Origin of the sequence: Winogradskyella eximia (genome assembly GCF_003386165.1) — a bacterium.
GTDB lineage: Bacteria > Bacteroidota > Bacteroidia > Flavobacteriales > Flavobacteriaceae > Winogradskyella > Winogradskyella eximia.
This window is the reverse complement of record NZ_QRDV01000006.1, coordinates 149,141-165,238: the sequence shown is the minus strand read 5'-3', so window position 1 is coordinate 165,238 and position 16,098 is coordinate 149,141. Positions and strand designations below refer to the sequence as shown.

Annotated in this window: 16 protein-coding genes; 4 read left to right on the top strand and 12 right to left on the bottom strand. The window is 31.9% G+C overall.

Features of this window, described 5'->3' with window-relative positions; genetic code table 11:
* Positions 1-76 precede the first annotated feature (76 nt).
* Positions 77-2,167, top strand: coding sequence for a phosphate acetyltransferase (gene pta, locus DFQ10_RS13265; RefSeq protein WP_115817918.1), 2,091 nt, complete (start codon positions 77-79; stop codon positions 2,165-2,167).
* 4 nt (positions 2,168-2,171) lie between these two features.
* Complete coding sequence (locus DFQ10_RS13260; RefSeq protein ID WP_115817917.1) at positions 2,172-3,362, top strand: acetate/propionate family kinase; 1,191 nt, start codon at positions 2,172-2,174, stop codon at positions 3,360-3,362.
* On the opposite strand, the gene DFQ10_RS13255 is transcribed toward DFQ10_RS13260, so the two are convergent.
* The 9 genes from DFQ10_RS13255 to DFQ10_RS13215 form a co-directional block, all read right to left on the bottom strand.
* The gene (locus DFQ10_RS13255; RefSeq protein WP_115817916.1) at positions 3,348-4,091 is read right to left on the bottom strand and encodes a head GIN domain-containing protein; all 744 of its coding nucleotides are present in this window, start codon (positions 4,089-4,091) and stop codon (positions 3,348-3,350) included. The two genes, DFQ10_RS13260 and DFQ10_RS13255, sit on opposite strands and share 15 nt — an antisense overlap.
* 82 nt (positions 4,092-4,173) lie before the next feature.
* Positions 4,174-5,232, bottom strand: a complete 1,059-nt coding sequence (locus DFQ10_RS13250; protein ID WP_245940708.1) for an acyloxyacyl hydrolase — start codon at positions 5,230-5,232, stop codon at positions 4,174-4,176.
* A gap of 320 nt (positions 5,233-5,552) precedes the next feature.
* The gene (locus DFQ10_RS13245; protein WP_115817914.1) at positions 5,553-6,602 is read right to left on the bottom strand and encodes an NAD(P)/FAD-dependent oxidoreductase; all 1,050 of its coding nucleotides are present in this window, start codon (positions 6,600-6,602) and stop codon (positions 5,553-5,555) included.
* Between the two features lie 3 nt (positions 6,603-6,605).
* Positions 6,606-7,184 (bottom strand): precorrin-2 dehydrogenase/sirohydrochlorin ferrochelatase family protein, encoded by a 579-nt coding sequence (locus DFQ10_RS13240; protein ID WP_115817913.1) that lies wholly within the window; start codon positions 7,182-7,184, stop codon positions 6,606-6,608.
* A gap of 2 nt (positions 7,185-7,186) precedes the next feature.
* Entirely contained in the window at positions 7,187-7,966 is a 780-nt protein-coding gene (cobA, locus tag DFQ10_RS13235; RefSeq protein ID WP_115817912.1) for a uroporphyrinogen-III C-methyltransferase, read from the bottom strand.
* Between the two features lie 4 nt (positions 7,967-7,970).
* Entirely contained in the window at positions 7,971-10,064 is a 2,094-nt protein-coding gene (locus tag DFQ10_RS13230; RefSeq protein ID WP_115817911.1) for a HEPN domain-containing protein, read from the bottom strand.
* A gap of 9 nt (positions 10,065-10,073) precedes the next feature.
* Positions 10,074-10,694 carry a phosphoadenosine phosphosulfate reductase domain-containing protein gene (locus tag DFQ10_RS13225; protein WP_115818007.1) on the bottom strand — a complete coding sequence of 207 codons (621 nt, stop codon included), beginning with the start codon at positions 10,692-10,694 and terminating at the stop codon, positions 10,074-10,076.
* Positions 10,691-10,951 carry a DUF2061 domain-containing protein gene (locus tag DFQ10_RS13220; RefSeq protein WP_115817910.1) on the bottom strand — a complete coding sequence of 87 codons (261 nt, stop codon included), beginning with the start codon at positions 10,949-10,951 and terminating at the stop codon, positions 10,691-10,693. The genes DFQ10_RS13225 and DFQ10_RS13220 overlap by 4 nt, the downstream gene beginning before the upstream one ends.
* 125 nt (positions 10,952-11,076) lie before the next feature.
* Complete coding sequence (locus DFQ10_RS13215; protein WP_115817909.1) at positions 11,077-11,487, bottom strand: RrF2 family transcriptional regulator; 411 nt, start codon at positions 11,485-11,487, stop codon at positions 11,077-11,079.
* Positions 11,488-11,816: 329 nt separating this feature from the next.
* On the opposite strand from DFQ10_RS13215, the gene metK reads away from it, so the two are divergent.
* Complete coding sequence (gene metK / locus DFQ10_RS13210) at positions 11,817-13,070, top strand: methionine adenosyltransferase (protein WP_115817908.1); 1,254 nt, start codon at positions 11,817-11,819, stop codon at positions 13,068-13,070.
* Positions 13,071-13,157: 87 nt separating this feature from the next.
* On the opposite strand, the gene DFQ10_RS13205 is transcribed toward metK, so the two are convergent.
* On the bottom strand, positions 13,158-14,090 hold the full coding sequence (locus DFQ10_RS13205) for a dihydrofolate reductase (protein WP_115817907.1): 933 nt from the start codon (positions 14,088-14,090) through the stop codon (positions 13,158-13,160).
* A 292-nt stretch (positions 14,091-14,382) separates the two neighbouring features.
* Between DFQ10_RS13205 and DFQ10_RS13200 the strand changes: the two genes are divergently transcribed.
* A complete protein-coding gene (locus DFQ10_RS13200; RefSeq protein WP_115817906.1) occupies positions 14,383-14,679 on the top strand; it encodes an isoamylase early set domain-containing protein in 297 nt (98 codons plus the stop codon).
* Positions 14,680-14,735: 56 nt separating this feature from the next.
* On the opposite strand, the gene DFQ10_RS13195 is transcribed toward DFQ10_RS13200, so the two are convergent.
* Positions 14,736-15,149 (bottom strand): energy transducer TonB, encoded by a 414-nt coding sequence (locus tag DFQ10_RS13195; RefSeq protein WP_147299221.1) that lies wholly within the window; start codon positions 15,147-15,149, stop codon positions 14,736-14,738.
* A gap of 9 nt (positions 15,150-15,158) precedes the next feature.
* On the bottom strand, positions 15,159-15,983 hold the full coding sequence (locus tag DFQ10_RS13190) for a thymidylate synthase (RefSeq protein ID WP_115817904.1): 825 nt from the start codon (positions 15,981-15,983) through the stop codon (positions 15,159-15,161).
* Between the last annotated feature and the right edge of the window lie 115 nt (positions 15,984-16,098).

Here is a 16,098-nt window from a genome sequence, read left to right as displayed (position 1 = left end):
TTATTAACTTTAAGGACTAAAGACGCACTATTTATATATAAACAATAATGTCTCTTTTCAACATAACACATATCGAATGAGTAAAGGAATTTATGTAGCGACCATAGAACCTAACAGTGGTAAATCTGTTGTGGTTTTAGGCCTTATGCGAATGCTTTTAGGTAAAACAGCTAAAGTCGGTTACTTCAGACCTATTATAGAAAACACCAAAAATGGTGAATTAGATAACCACATTAATACGGTCTTATCACATTTTGAATTAGACATAAATTATAAAAACACCTATGCTTTTACCCGAAGCGAAGTACTAGATTTATACAACAAAGGAAAATCTGGTAGTGTTATAGATCAAATTATAAAAAAATACAAATATCTAGAAGAGCGTTTTGATATTATCCTTGTGGAGGGAACAGATTTTTCTAATGAAAACACCAATTTAGATTTAGATATTAATATCCTTATTTCTAAAAACCTTGGACTTCCTGTAATTATAGTAGCCAATGGATTTAAAAAACCTATAGACCACATTATAGATAACACACAATTAGCGTACGATACATTTAAAGCAGAAGTTAAAGTACTTTCTATAATTACAAATAAAGTAAACCCATCTGATACAGACATTTTAAAACTGCGTTTAAAAGAGCGTATTAAACAAAGTACTAATGTATCTGTAATACCGGTTATAAAAAGTTTATCGTCTCCCACAATTAAGGAAATTACCAAAGCCTTAAAAGGGACAATTCTCTTTGGAGAAGACATGATTAATAATGAATCTGAAAACTTTAGTGTTGGCGCCATGCAATTGCGCAATTATTTAACACACTTAAAGGAAAACGCTTTAGTTATTACACCTGGAGATAGAGCAGACATTATATTAGGCGCATTACAAGCTAATATCTCTAAAAACTATCCAAAAATTTCTGGAATTGTACTTACAGGTGGTTTAGTGCCAGAGGAACCAATTTTAAAACTAATTGAAGGTTTATCAAGTATATTACCAATTATTAGTGTTGCAGAAGGAACGTATACAGTAACCAATGCTATTGGCAAGATTAAATCTAAAATTTATGCCGAAAACACTGAAAAAATTGAATCCTCAATAGCTACGTTTGAAAAACATGTTGATACAGACAAACTTTCTAACGACTTAATCACTTTTAAGTCTGAAGGTTTTACACCAAGAATGTTTCAATATAATCTGTTACAACAAGCCTTAAAAAACAAAAAACATATTGTTCTACCTGAAGGTTATGACGAACGTGTTCTTAGAGCTTCGGCGAGATTAATAGATGCCCAAGTTGTAGATTTAACTCTTATTGGAGATAAAGACAAAATATTGGAGCGCATTAAAAAACTAGATATTGCTTTAGACACAGCAAAAGTAAATATTGTTTCCCCACAAGAATCAGAGCATTTTGACGATTACGTTAATACGTTCTACGAATTAAGGAAACATAAAAATGTTAACTTGGATATGGCAAAAGATACCATGTCTGATGTGTCTTATTTTGCTACAATGATGATTTATAAAGGTCATGCAGATGGTATGGTTTCTGGAGCTGTGCATACCACAGCGCATACACTCCGTCCTGCATTACAATTTATAAAAACAAAACCTGGAGTTAATATTGTATCCTCCGTATTTTTTATGTGTTTGGAAGACCGAATATCCATATTTGGAGATTGTGCAATAAACCCTAATCCTAATGCCGAAGAGCTTGCAGAAATCGCCATTTCATCTGCTAAAACAGCTCAAGATTTTGGTATTGAACCTAAAGTTGCGATGTTATCTTATTCTTCTGGAGCATCCGGAAAAGGTGAAGAAGTAGACAAAGTGAGAAAAGCAACAGAAATCGCAAAACATAAAGCTCCTCATTTAAAAATTGAAGGCCCAATACAATACGATGCGGCTGTAGATATGCGTATCGGAAAAAGTAAATTACCAGATTCTGAAGTGGCTGGTCAAGCGAGTGTATTAATTTTCCCAGATTTAAATACCGGAAATAACACGTATAAAGCGGTACAAAGAGAAACAGGTGCTTTAGCTATTGGCCCAATGTTACAAGGATTAAATAAACCAGTTAATGACTTAAGTAGAGGTTGTACCACAGACGATATTTATAGTACCGTAATTATAACTGCCATCCAAGCCCAAGAATTTTAAGCCCATGCAACAAATATTAGTATTAAACTCAGGAAGTTCTTCGTTAAAATTTCAATTATTCTTAATGCCTAATGAAACCGTTTTATGTTCTGGCTTAATTGAACGTATTGGTTCAGAAGACGCTAAATTTAAATATGAAACAAAAACGGGTTCTATTGAAGTTGTCACTCCTATTCTTAATCATAATGCAGCATTAGAACTATTATCAAAACAATTACTAGATAAGGAAACAGGAATTATAAAATCTGCTGAGGATATAGATATCGTTGCACATAGAGTTGTACATGGCGGAAAACACTTTAGTAAAACTGCTGAAATAACAAAAGAAGTAAAAGATAAAATAGAAGCCTTATCTTCATTGGCTCCATTGCACAATCCGGCTAATTTAGAAGGAATTAAAGTTGCTGAGTCTATTTTTAAAAACGCAAAACAAGTAGCAGTTTTTGATACCGCTTTTCATCAAACAATACCAGAACATGCCTATAAATATGCAATTCCAAACGAATTTTCGGACAAACATAATATAAGATTATATGGATTCCATGGCACTAGTCACAAATATGTTAGTGAAAAGGCCATTGAATTTATAGGTAAAAAAGAATCTAATATTATTACCATTCATTTAGGGAATGGCTGTAGTATGTCTGCAGTAAAAAATGGAAAAAGCATTGACCATTCTTTAGGATTCTCACCTATTAATGGATTAATAATGGGAACCCGATCTGGTGACATAGACCAATCCATAATTTTTTACTTAGCAGAAAAATTAAAAATGAGTTTAGATGAGATAAACACACTACTTCTAAAAAAGAGCGGTATGTTAGGACTCACAGGCTATAGTGACTTAAGAGATATTGAAGAGAAAGCTCTAGAAGGTGATAAAGCATGTGAACTTGCACTTAAAATGAATACCTATCGTATTAAAAAATACATTGGTAGTTATGCAGCTATTCTAAATGGTTTAGACGCTATTGTTTTCACTGCTGGTATCGGTGAAAACTCTAACTATATGAGAGAATTAATTTGTAATGACTTAGACTTTTTAGGCATAAAATTAGACTTAGACAAAAATAATGAGCATCTAAAAACAATTAGATCTATTAACTCTAAGGATTCTAAAGTTAAAATTCTAGTGATACCAACTAATGAAGAATTAGAGATTGCAAAACAATCGTTTAATTTACTCAAAAAGTAATTGACCGTCGTAAAATCGCTCCACCTCTACAATTGCTGGTTGGTTAACTGAAATTAAATCACCTGTTCCTCGCAGTTCTCCTGTGAGAGATTGTTGTGGATTTACAACCATATCGTTACTGCTACGCTGAAAAACAGTAACATTTTGAGCGATTAGATTTTCTCCTTCAAAGCGTCCTGCACCAGAGTAAAAACCAACAAATAAAGTTTCTACAACTCCATCTATGTAGTAAAATGAAAGATTATTAGAGACTACTTTAAAATTTTCAGAATTTAAAGTCAGTCTAAAATCTCCAATTGTATAGTCATTATTCTCATTAAAATCTTCAGAATATAGTGTAAGTGTTTCGTAATTTAAAATTCCGTCTGATGCAATTTCAAATTGAGTGGAAGTTCTTATTTCTGTAAGATTTGGTGCTTCTACATATACCTTTGTTATGCCATAATCTCTCACATAATTACAAGAATTATTATCGGTTAACACTAACTGATCTCCAATTACTTCTGCCTTAACATCGTTTATTAAATTTTCACCTGTTTCAATAGTTACTTTATAAACTGATGCTTCTTTAATAATTAACTCTATATCTCTATTTACTAAAATACTTTCAAAATCTGAAACTGAAATTTCTTGTTGCATTAGACTTCCCGAAGCCTGAAAACAATCATAAGCATCTTCACTATTGCAAGCAAAGAAAGAAAGTGCTAATAAATATATTATTTTTCTCATTTTATGATTTCAGATTAATGTTTCCTCTTATGTCTTAGGTATTTTAATACAATATCATTTCAGTAATATTGAGTATAACCATTTAAAGTCTAACTCCTACTCCAAACTCAACAGCCTCTGCTTTGGCTGCATGAGATTTTAGTGTTACTGCACCAAATATTTTTTTTCCAAAATAACGTTTTAAACCTATTCTTAAATAGGTTTGTCCTTCAAAATCGTAAGGATAATACACATAATAACCAAATTGGGTTTCAACAGATAATTTATTTACAAACAATTCATGCCCAACAAATAACCCAACACGTCTGTAATCTTCATCTCCACTGACCTCTAATTCTGGGTAAGACACAGATTGATAATATATCAGTTCTTTCAAAAATTTTGAGAAAAATACATCTGCACCAAACTGAATGGCACTAAAATGACTTAAACGCTTATCTGCATAACCAGAGAAAACATAAAATGGAAATTGTTTACTTCCAATTACATCACTTTGATTAATACCAGATCTAAAGGCAAAATTAAATTTTATGTTTTCTGTGAATTTTTCATCATTAAGATTATCAATAAATTCACGATTTTCCTCGTCTAGATTGTAAATGACACCAACATTAAAAGCAATTGTATTTACACTTGTATTTGGAGCTTTTACATTTGCGTTAGAATAATGAATTAAGGAAAAGCCTGTTTGCAAACCAAAACGATTAAACATTTGCTCTTTTTTGTAATTAATCATTAAATAGGTAGAACTTAAAATATCTGATCCAAATGCTACATTCTTCGGATTTTCAATTTTATCATAAGGATTAGTATTATACACTAAACCTTGGCCAATACGCAACATTAAATTCCGATTGAGAAAATAAAAATTATAATGGGCATACAACCCATAAGCATCACCTAGCTTGTCATTTTTAAAATCTTGATAAATAAAGGATGCACCGTAATCTGGATAATTAAAACGTTGCTCCCAAGCTTTATTCCCATAAGTTTTCTTATTTATACTAAAAATAAAACCTTCTGGATGTCCTGTAATTAAATGAAGAATATCATTATTATGAACAGCTATATTTCCTCCAAAATAATTGAGATCAAAATACGTGCTATGCTTTTCATCTTGTCCATAGAGAGCAACAGACATTATTATTAAAACGGAGCATAAACGATTTCGCATTGATAATTATTGAGGCACAAAAATAATCAATAATTACAATTAGCAGCTTAAGTAGGCTACAAGACTTTTATACAAAAATAGCAGCAATTAAAGATACAACCGTCAGCGCTAAAAGCTGTAAAGCAAATCTAAAATCTGATTTATACTTATTTATCAATTTCATGATTAAGGGCTTAATTAATATGTGCAAATATCTAATTAAAAGAAGGTACTATTGTTAATTAAACCCTAACAAACAGTTACCATTATGTATAAATCATATCACGGTATCTGAATCACAGTAGATATTACACAATGGCTTTTACTACAGCTTTAGGTGATTCTTTTCTTGTACCATCAAAACCATCTATTCCACTTACAGTAGTGTATTTTAGAACAAATTTCTTTCCTGGGTTTAATCTTTTATAAGCTGATTGACACATTAATGTTGCTTCATGAAAACCACAAAGAATCAATTTAAGTTTTCCTTCGTAAGCATTAACATCTCCAATGGCGTAAATTCCAGGAATGTTAGTTTGATAATCTAATGTATCTACTTTTATCGCATTCTTTTCTATCTCAAGTCCCCAATTTCCTATTGGACCTAATTTTGGAGATAATCCAAAAAGAGGAATAAAAGCATCCGCTTCTATTATTTGGGTTTCACCATCTTTAGTAACGGCAACTCCTTCTATATGATTTTTACCATGCAAGGCTGTAATTTCTGCTGGTGTTATAATATTTATTTTACCAATTAACTTTAACTCTTGTGCTCGCTCTACAGAATCTAACGCTCCTCTAAACTCGTTTCTTCTATGTACTAAAGTTACTTCTGAAGCGACATCTGCTAGGAAAATACTCCAATCTAAAGCAGAATCTCCACCTCCTGCAATTACCACTTTTTTATCGCGATACACTTCTGGATCTTTTATAAAGTAGGCCAACCCATTATCTTCGTATTTATCAATATGCTCTAATTGAGGTTTTCTAGGCTCAAAACTACCTAAACCACCAGCAATAGCAATAATTGGAGCATGGTGTTTTGTCCCCTTATTGGTTGTAACAATAAAACTATCATCTTCTAACTTCTCTATTGTTTCTGCTCGCTCACCTAAAGTAAAACCAGGCTCAAATTGTTTGCCTTGTTCTAATAAATTAGAGGTTAAATCTCCTGCTAATATTTCTGGAAATCCTGGAATATCATAAATTGGTTTTTTAGGATATAATTCGGAACATTGACCTCCAGGTTGAGGCAAAGCATCAATTAAATGACACTTTAATTTTAGCAATCCAGCTTCAAATACTGTAAATAAACCTGTTGGTCCTGCTCCTATAATTAGTATATCTGTTTTAATCATAATCTATATTTTTTCGACTAAACCTTTAGTGAATTCGTTTAATTTTTCGACTTTCTGTTCAAAATCTCCCTTTATTGTTTTTCTGTATATATTGAGGTTTTTTACTAAATCATCAATATTTTCTGGTATGACATCTTCAAAAAATTGACGTAAACGTTTAGCTGTAGTTGGTGATTTTCCGTTAGTAGAAATAGCCACTTTTACATTACCCTTCGTTACAATACCTCCCATATAAAAATCACAATATGGTGGATTATCTGCTACATTAACTAATTTGCTTTGTAAACGACAATCCTCATATATTTTGATATTTACTTCAGGTATATCTGTTGTGGCAATAACCACATGATGATCTTTTAAATAAGAATTTTTATAACTATCCTCAATACGTTTTACGTTGCCTGTGTTCGCTATATTTATCGTTCCTGATCGATACATTGGCGAAACCATAGTTACATTTGCGTCTGGACTAGACTTTAAAAGAAAGGTTAACTTTTCTTCTGCAACATAACCACCTCCAACAATTAAAATATTGAGATTTTTAGCTTTTAGAAAAATGGGATACAAATTATTCCTTTCCATGGTTAAGCAATTAATTTTTGATTATTATACTGCGCTAAATCTGCTCTAGAATAAATATTACTTAGATCTACACGCTGATTAACCACTTCGCCTATGATGATTATGGCAGGATTAGAGAGTTGTTTTTCTTCAACAATAGATTCAATATTAGACATTTTACCTATACCAACTTTCTCGTTTGGTCTAGTACCATTTTGAATAATTGCAATTGCTGTTTCGCCTTTGCCTTCATTAGAAAAAATTTGAACAATTTCTGAAAGCTTACTCATTCCCATTAAAATAACGACAGTTGCAGTAGATTTAGCTGCAAGTGCAATATCACCAGAAATTTTATGTGATTTTGTGGTGCCTGTAATTACCCAAAAACTTTCTGAAGCATTACGTTTGGTTAATGGAATGCCTTGATATGCTGGTACTGCTGCAGAAGAAGAAATACCAGGAACTATTGCTACTTCAATAGCATATTCTTTAGCGTATTCTAGTTCTTCTGCACCACGACCAAATATAAATGGATCACCACCTTTTAGTCTCACTACATGACCACATCGAAGCGCTCTCTCAACAATTAAATCGTTAATTTGATTTTGCTGATAAGCATAACATCCTTTTCGTTTTCCTACAAAAATCAATTCTGTTTTAGGCGACGCATATTCTAATAAATCTTTATTTACAAGAGCATCATATAAAATAACATCTGCTGATGCTAATGCTTTAATTGCCTTCACAGTAATTAAATCTACATCTCCAGGACCTGCTCCTACAATCGTTAATTTTGGTGTCATAACTTTAGATTTTTACTTCAACTTGTTTCTCTCTAAAAGCTCTAACGCTTTTTAAAAATTGTTCTGCAGCATTTATATAATTCCTAGCAAATTGTTCTGTAGGTGGAAACACTTTTATTTGATAAATAATTTCTGAAAAAGTAGCACTTAAGTCTACTTTTTTTGTTGCAACAAACAACTCATCAAACTGACTTATAATGCCGGCTTGTGTATTTGTATTTATGTTTTCTGAAAGTAAAATTGCTTTAGCCGAGTTTACCATTGAACGGTAGGCTTCGTAAATAGCACTAGAGTATACTTTATTATCAAAAGCTTCTTTTGCCTCTGCAATTTTCTCATCACTTTCTAAGAAAAGCGTTGCAATTAAATCAATAACAACACCTGCACATTCACCAATTCCAATTGCTTTTACATACTGTTTCTCTGTTCCCCAATCTATAAAATCTTCTTGCGTAAGATTTTCAATATTTGATAAATCGGTGAGTAATTGGTAAAAATACTTTTCCCCTTTTTCTTTATAATAATCCACAAAGACTTTTCCATTTGCATGCTCTTCAAAATCATTTAAGATTCTTCGTAATGCTTCTGGTCCTCTTCTACTCGGAACTTTTACAACTTTATCTGCAAAATAGGCATTTCCATTACCTAAATTTCCACCGCCTAAAAGCACTTGCAATGCAGGAGCCACTAATTTATCTTTAGTTCTAATGGACATACCTTGAAAACCAATATTTGCCATATTATGTTGTCCACAAGCATTCATACAACCACTTATCTTAATGACTAAATCTGTATTTTCTAAATATTGAGGATACTCAGCTTTAATAACGCGTTCTAATTCTTCTGCAATACCTGTACTACTAGAAATACCCAAATTACAAGTGTCAGTTCCTGGACACGCTGTAATATCTACAGCTTTATTATAACCAGCTTCTACAAAACCTAATTTTGCTAATTCAGTATAGAAAAAAGGAAGTAAATCTTCTTTTACAAAAGGAATTAATATATTTTGTCTTAAACTCAATCTAATTTCTCCTGCTGCATATTGCTCAACCAAATCTGCTAATAAACGTGCTTTATCCGTATAAAAATCTCCTAATAAAACTTTAATACCAATAGCAACATACCCTTCTTGTTTTTGAGGAACGACATTGGTAGATTTCCATAAATTATATGCCTCAATATCTTTAACTTCTACTTCTGGTGCTGTTACATTAACTGGTGTTGATGCTGTATAACTACTATCGTCAATTGTAACCGTTTTAAATTCTATAGCATTTTGCTCTTCTTCAACCAATTGCTTAAAAGCATCAAGTCCTATATCTTTTAATAAGAATTTAAGTCGTGCTTTGGCTCTACTTTTTCGTTCACCATAACGATCAAAAACTCTTAAAACCCCTTCCATTAATGGGATAATTTTATCTGATGGTAAAAACTCATAAAACAAATCTGCATGTCTTGGTTGAGAACCTAATCCACCAGCTAACATCACTTTAAAACCTTTAACTCCATTTTCAATTTTAGCAATAAAACCGAGATCGTGCATGTAGGACAAACCAGTGTCTTTATCTGAAGCAGAAAATGAGACCTTAAACTTTCTACCCATTTCTTGACAAACAGAATTCCTCAAAAAGAATTTAAAAATAGCATCGGCATAAGGAGATACATCAAATGGCTCGTCAATATCAATACCAGCAGTCTCACTAGCTGTAACATTCCTTACTGTGTTTCCGCATGCTTCTCTAATAGTAACATCATCACGCTCTAATTCTGCCCAAAGCTCTGGAGTTCTATTAATATCTACATAATGAATTTGAATGTCTTGACGCGTTGTAATGTGTAATCGACTTCTAGAATATTTGTCTGACACTTCAGAAATTCGACGCAATTGATGACTCAAAACCTTACCGTAAGGCAGTTTTATTCTAATCATTTGCACACCTTCTTGGCGTTGACCATAAATACCTCTTGCTAAACGTAAACTTCTAAATTTTTCTTCATCAATTTTTCCATTTTGAAAAAGTTCAATTTTATTCGCTAACTCAATAATATCCTTTTGTACTATAGGGTTCTCTAATTCTGTTCTGAAACTTTGCATCTGTTCTATTTATTGAAAATGTATACCACATTCTCTATTGAGAAGTGCCTTTATAGGATCGAAATAATAGCTGTTTTTTGCTAATTGATTGTCTTCTATATATTGATCTAAATCAGTATCGCTCCAATAGTAAAACGGACTCACTTTAAGAATTCCATCTTTACTATAACTTAAAATATCTTTCTTATTTCTATATTCTGTTTGTCTTACTCTAATATTAGTAAACCATATATCTGGATTTTGCTCTTTTAAGGCGCGCCTAAAAGGCTCAAGTTTAACAGCTTCTGAAAAAACTGCATGATTATCATCTTCTAAACTTGGTACTCCAATAGTAGAATCTATCTCTTCTTTAGTATATAAACTTTGATACTTTATAATATTAAGATTATACTTGTCTATTAAATTAGAAGCATGCTCGTAAGTGCTTGGCTGATTATATAATGTATCACACCAAACCACTCTTATATCCTTATCGAGTTGCGACATTGTACTTAATAAAACTGAAGAATATACTCCAAAGCTCGTAGTCACAATTCTATTATCTGATAACTGTAAAGCCCATTCTGCAATTTCATTAGGGGTTTTATTCCTTAATTTTTTGTTCCAAATATCTATATCTATGTTAATCATTTTCCCCATTTTATATTATTCCAAGCGCGTTCATGAAAGAAATAAAGCACCATTTTAGAGATTAATTCTATTCCACCAATTGAAAAAGCTAAAGCTAAAGTCCCTGTAATTAGATAAGAAATAATAACCGTTGCTAAAGTTCCAACAACTCTCCAACTAATGGTTTTAATTAGACTTCTTTTAATATTTTCTTGTGGTTCTACAGAAACTTGTGTTTCCTTTTCAATACTTAATTCTGCTTGTACTACGCTTCTCATATTATGCTATTAATTTACTAATCCTTTTACCCTATCGATTTACTAGAGTAATGCAAACATATAAATTAATTCTAGTTTAGAACGTAATTATTTAAAAAAAATAAGAATAAAAAAATGAGAATCTGCTAATTAGATAAATCAGCCAAGCTTGTATTACGGAATATTTGCAAAGTATTATCTCTAACTTTTAGCATTAATTTATTAACGGCACATGCGTTTTCGTCTGGACAATCTTCACATTTTTCATAGAAATTTAAACTTACGCAAGGCACCATTGCAATTGGCCCTTCTAATAATCTCATAACAGTAGTCATGGAAATATCTTTTGGCTCCTTTAGTAAATAGTAACCTCCACCTTTACCTTTTTTAGACCCCAAAACACCATTCTTTTTTAAGGTCAATAAAATGCTTTCTAAAAATTTTTGAGATATATTTTCAGATTTAGAAATAACGGAAATTTGCACAGGTACACGTTGGTCTTGCTTGGCTAAAAATACTAAAGCCTTTATTCCGTATTTTGTCTTATTTGAAAGCATAATGTAAATCTAGGTATTTTTTTCAAAAGTATACATTAAACTCACCTTAAGTAATATTGCTACATTGTTTTGTCGATATTCGTAAATAGCAGTAATACATTGAAAGTGAATAAAATCATAAAAAAAATGAAATAAACATTCTTTCCATTTAATTTTTCTACTTTTGTAACTTCAAAATTGAGAGGAAAAATTTGATCTGATTGCAACCTCTGAAGCTAAATTTATTTTAGCCGAAACAAAAAATGCTAAAGCAGTAAGTTTTGTACTTCTCTAGCGACCAAGCAATCTGAATTTTTCCGTATAATAACGATAACCTAAAATAAGGATTTATGCCATATTTATTTACTTCAGAGAGCGTTTCTGAAGGCCATCCAGACAAAGTTGCAGATCAAATTAGTGATGCATTAATTGATAATTTTTTAGCTTTTGATCCAGAATCTAAAGTGGCTTGCGAAACTTTAGTTACCACGGGACAGGTTGTTCTAGCTGGTGAAGTAAAATCGAACACCTATTTAGATGTACAGAAAATTGCAAGAGATACCATAAACAAAATAGGCTATACTAAAAGTGCTTATATGTTTGACGGTAATTCTTGTGGTGTATTTTCTGCCATTCACGAACAATCGGAAGACATAAACAGAGGTGTAGACAGAGCAACTAAAGAAGAACAAGGTGCTGGTGACCAAGGTATGATGTTTGGCTATGCCACTAATGAAACCGATAACTATATGCCTTTGGCTTTAGATTTATCGCACAGAATATTAAAAGAATTAGCAGAATTACGTCGCGAAAATAAAGACATTACCTATTTAAGACCAGATTCTAAAAGTCAGGTTACTATTGAATATAGTGATGATAACACACCTCAGCGTATTGAAGCCATTGTAGTATCTACGCAGCATGATGATTTTGATGCTGAAGAAAAGATGTTAGCTAAAATTAGAAAAGATATCGTTGAAATCTTAATTCCTAGAGTTATAGCTAAATTGCCAGAACATATTCAATTGCTATTTAATGACGATATAAAATATCACATCAACCCAACTGGGAAGTTTGTAATAGGTGGACCTCATGGAGATACAGGTTTAACAGGTCGTAAGATTATTGTTGACACATATGGTGGAAAAGGAGCACATGGTGGTGGAGCATTTTCTGGAAAAGACCCAAGTAAAGTAGATAGAAGTGCAGCATATGCAACAAGACATATTGCAAAAAACTTAGTTGCTGCTGGTTTGTGTGACGAAGTATTAGTGCAAGTTTCTTACGCTATTGGAGTTGTAGAACCGATGGCTATTTTTATTGACACTTACGGTACTTGTCCTTTTAATTTAACTGATGGTGAAATTGCAAAAACAGTTGAAAAACTATTTGATATGCGACCTGCAGCCATTGAAGACCGCTTAAAATTACGTCAGCCAATGTATAGCGAAACTGCAGCTTATGGTCACATGGGAAGAGAACATGAGGTAGTGTCAAAAACATTTGAGCAGCCTAATGGAGAACCTATTACTTTAGATGTAGAGTTATTTACTTGGGAAAAATTAGATTATATAGATAAAGTGAAAACTGCCTTTAATATTTAGTACAAATTATACTCAAAACAGTATACAAAAAACACCCTAACTATATTTTAGTTAGGGTGTTTTTATTTTGATTGTAATAATGATGATTTATCTCTTTACATAAGTAACAAAGGAGAATGCATATGCGTGTTTCTCATCAGCATCATGAGTAGTTCTACTCACTTCTTTCCACCTTGTCTCATCAATTACAGGAAAAAATGTATCCGCATTTTCAAAACTAGCATGAACTCTAGTTATTTCTAGTTTATCCACTAAAGGCATAGCCTGTTTATAAATTTCACCTCCTCCTATAATAAAAGGTTGTTTATCTTTTCTGGCTGCGTCTATAGCATCATCCAAAGAATTAACGACAATAACTCCACTCGGAGCGCTGTAATCTTTTTGTCTTGTAATAACTATATGAGTTCTATTAGGCAAAGGTTTCGGAAAACTTTCAAATGTTTTTCGTCCCATAATAATATGATGACCATTGGTTAAAGACTTAAATCGTTTAAGGTCGTCACTTAAATGCCATATTAAGTCATTATCCTTACCTATAGCATTATTTTCACCCTCTGCTACAATGATAGTTAACTCAGAAGATTTTTTTTTTTCAGAAGTCACCGTATTTTCTTTTACTTCGGTGTAGGCTTGAGTCTGTGCTATTTTAGATTCTTCTTTAAGAAAGTTCTGCTTTAATTTTGCTATTCGTTCTTGTTGTAAGTTTACCAATTTATCTAACTGCTGTTTTTCCCAATCCTTACCCATAAATTTATTGGTAATAAAAACATTAACAAAATGATAGATAAATAACAATAACCAAGCTAATATGGCATATACAAACCAATTAACGCCTGCAATCGTAAAATTTTTACCAATACCTAAAACGGTGTTAGCTAAAATTAAAAATACAGCACCAATTAAAAATATCACAAAATGTATAAACAAACGCTTCTTTTGTCTTATGCGTTTTTGAGCGTTTTCTATGAGCTCTAACTGATCCTTATCTATAGTCGAAACTTGTTTTTTCTTACCAAACATAATCGTAATTTAATAAGATAAAGATACTTGTTTTTTCACTAAATTGTTAATGCGATTTAAAGAGTTTAACAGATAGCTACTATCGAAAACGATTTAACTGATAATCAGCATTCAAGCATTTTATTGTAGCGTTATCAATCCACTAAAATAAGCGTTTATATATTACATTCTCAAGTAAAAAATAATTGCAATATTAAGAAAATGATAATTCTTTAGTGTTTAGGCCTTTAATAGATATTAATTGCATTTTTCTTTTATACTTTTGTAATCATAATTAATTAATTATAGTATTATGGCAATTAAAAAGCAGTATTTAAAAAGTAAGCCAGTATGTAAGGTAACATTTTCTGTACCTGCAAAAGAGGCAAAAAGTGTAGCAGTAGTTGGAAGCTTTAACGAGTGGAATACGAAAGCAACAGAATTGAAAAAACAGAAAAATGGTACTTTTAAAGGTACATTAGATTTAGCAAAAGATACATCTTACGAGTTTAGATATGTTGTAGATGGTACTTACGTTAATGATGAACAAGCAGATGCTTTTGCTTATAGCGAATTTGCTTCAGCAGAAAACTGTGTGATTAATTTATAATTCACATCATATATTTATACTAAAAGTGTTTTCAGAAATGAAAGCACTTTTTTGTTTTAATTTAGTAGACGTACTGTGATTAAAGCACTAAAATAAGTAGAAACAGGTTTTCCATTCATGGTTCCAGCTGCTTTAAATTTTGGCATCCGTTTTATCAGCTGAATTACATCAACAGCAATAGCTTTATGATGTGCCTTTACATTAATTTGCTCTGTTTTTCCTTTTTTATTAATAGTGAACTCTACATGAAACTTAGTGGTTAGATCCGTAGGAAAGACTTTATCTGCTAATTCATAATTAAAACTCACTTTGATATAATCCATAATTTTATCTGAAGTGCATTTCTTTGTTTCTTCAAAGCTTAGCTCTTGTTTACAACCTCTGTACACAGGATAAGTTGCATCTTGTTTTTCTTGCGCACCTAAAATTAAGCTACAAAAAAAGACCATGATAAAGACAAACAGTTTCATAAGGTAAATTTAAACGGCTACTTTACCTTTAATATGTGGATGTGGATTATAATCAACTAAAGTAAAATCTTCAAATTTAAAATCGAAAATATCTTTTACCTCTGGATTGAGAATCATCTTTGGCAATGGTCTAATCTCTCTAGATAATTGAAGTTCTAACTGCTCCTTATGATTATTATAAATATGAGCATCTCCAAACGTGTGAATAAAATCACCAGCTTCATAGCCACAAACTTGAGCCATCATCATTGTAAATAAAGCGTAAGAACCTATATTAAATGGTACACCTAAAAAGATATCTGCACTGCGTTGGTAGAGCTGACATGATAATTTGCCGTCAGCAACATAAAACTGAAAAAAGGCATGGCACGGAGGCAAAGCTGCTTTCCCATTAGCCACATTCTCTGAAAATGATTTAGACGTATCTGGTAAAACTGAAGGGTTCCAAGCAGAAACTAGCATTCTACGACTATTAGGATTACTCTTTAAAGTTGTTATTACTTCTTTAATTTGATCAATTTCTTCACTCGCCCAATTTCTCCATTGATGTCCGTAAACGGGTCCAAGGTCACCATTTTCATCAGCCCATTCATTCCAAATTCTTACTCCATTTTCTGTAAGATACTTGGTGTTTGTATCTCCTTTTAAAAACCAAAGTAGCTCATAAATAATAGATTTTAGATGTAACTTTTTGGTGGTTACCATGGGAAAACCTTCACTTAAATCGAAACGCATTTGGTAACCAAAAACACTTTTTGTGCCTGTACCTGTTCTATCTCCTTTGTCGTTTCCTTCTGCTAAAACATGCTTTACTAGGTCGTGATATTGTTTCATACTTATTTCCCACCAAAGTGGAAATGTCTTTAAATTAAACTGAAATCTTGAGGAATGAAATGCTAAAATAAGATTAGCAGAACTTATAGCGAAAATAAAAAAAAGCTCCAAATCA

Bases quoted from the DNA above. Each gene is read 5' to 3' on its own strand.
- DFQ10_RS13245 (WP_115817914.1), bottom strand. From the start codon at position 6,602: ATGATTAAAACAGATATACTAATTATAGGAGCAGGACCAACAGGTTTA.
- DFQ10_RS13260 (WP_115817917.1), top strand. From the start codon at position 2,172: ATGCAACAAATATTAGTATTAAACTCAGGAAGTTCTTCGTTAAAATTT.
- DFQ10_RS13225 (WP_115818007.1), bottom strand. From the start codon at position 10,694: ATGATTAACATAGATATAGATATTTGGAACAAAAAATTAAGGAATAAA.
- pta (WP_115817918.1), top strand. From the start codon at position 77: ATGAGTAAAGGAATTTATGTAGCGACCATAGAACCTAACAGTGGTAAA.
- DFQ10_RS13190 (WP_115817904.1), bottom strand. From the start codon at position 15,983: ATGAAACAATATCACGACCTAGTAAAGCATGTTTTAGCAGAAGGAAAC.
- DFQ10_RS13195 (WP_147299221.1), bottom strand. From the start codon at position 15,149: ATGAAACTGTTTGTCTTTATCATGGTCTTTTTTTGTAGCTTAATTTTA.
- DFQ10_RS13215 (WP_115817909.1), bottom strand. From the start codon at position 11,487: ATGCTTTCAAATAAGACAAAATACGGAATAAAGGCTTTAGTATTTTTA.
- DFQ10_RS13205 (WP_115817907.1), bottom strand. From the start codon at position 14,090: ATGTTTGGTAAGAAAAAACAAGTTTCGACTATAGATAAGGATCAGTTA.
- DFQ10_RS13200 (WP_115817906.1), top strand. From the start codon at position 14,383: ATGGCAATTAAAAAGCAGTATTTAAAAAGTAAGCCAGTATGTAAGGTA.
- cobA (WP_115817912.1), bottom strand. From the start codon at position 7,966: ATGACACCAAAATTAACGATTGTAGGAGCAGGTCCTGGAGATGTAGAT.
- DFQ10_RS13240 (WP_115817913.1), bottom strand. From the start codon at position 7,184: ATGGAAAGGAATAATTTGTATCCCATTTTTCTAAAAGCTAAAAATCTC.
- DFQ10_RS13255 (WP_115817916.1), bottom strand. From the start codon at position 4,091: ATGAGAAAAATAATATATTTATTAGCACTTTCTTTCTTTGCTTGCAAT.
- metK (WP_115817908.1), top strand. From the start codon at position 11,817: ATGCCATATTTATTTACTTCAGAGAGCGTTTCTGAAGGCCATCCAGAC.
- DFQ10_RS13220 (WP_115817910.1), bottom strand. From the start codon at position 10,951: ATGAGAAGCGTAGTACAAGCAGAATTAAGTATTGAAAAGGAAACACAA.
- DFQ10_RS13230 (WP_115817911.1), bottom strand. From the start codon at position 10,064: ATGCAAAGTTTCAGAACAGAATTAGAGAACCCTATAGTACAAAAGGAT.
- DFQ10_RS13250 (WP_245940708.1), bottom strand. From the start codon at position 5,232: ATGTCTGTTGCTCTCTATGGACAAGATGAAAAGCATAGCACGTATTTT.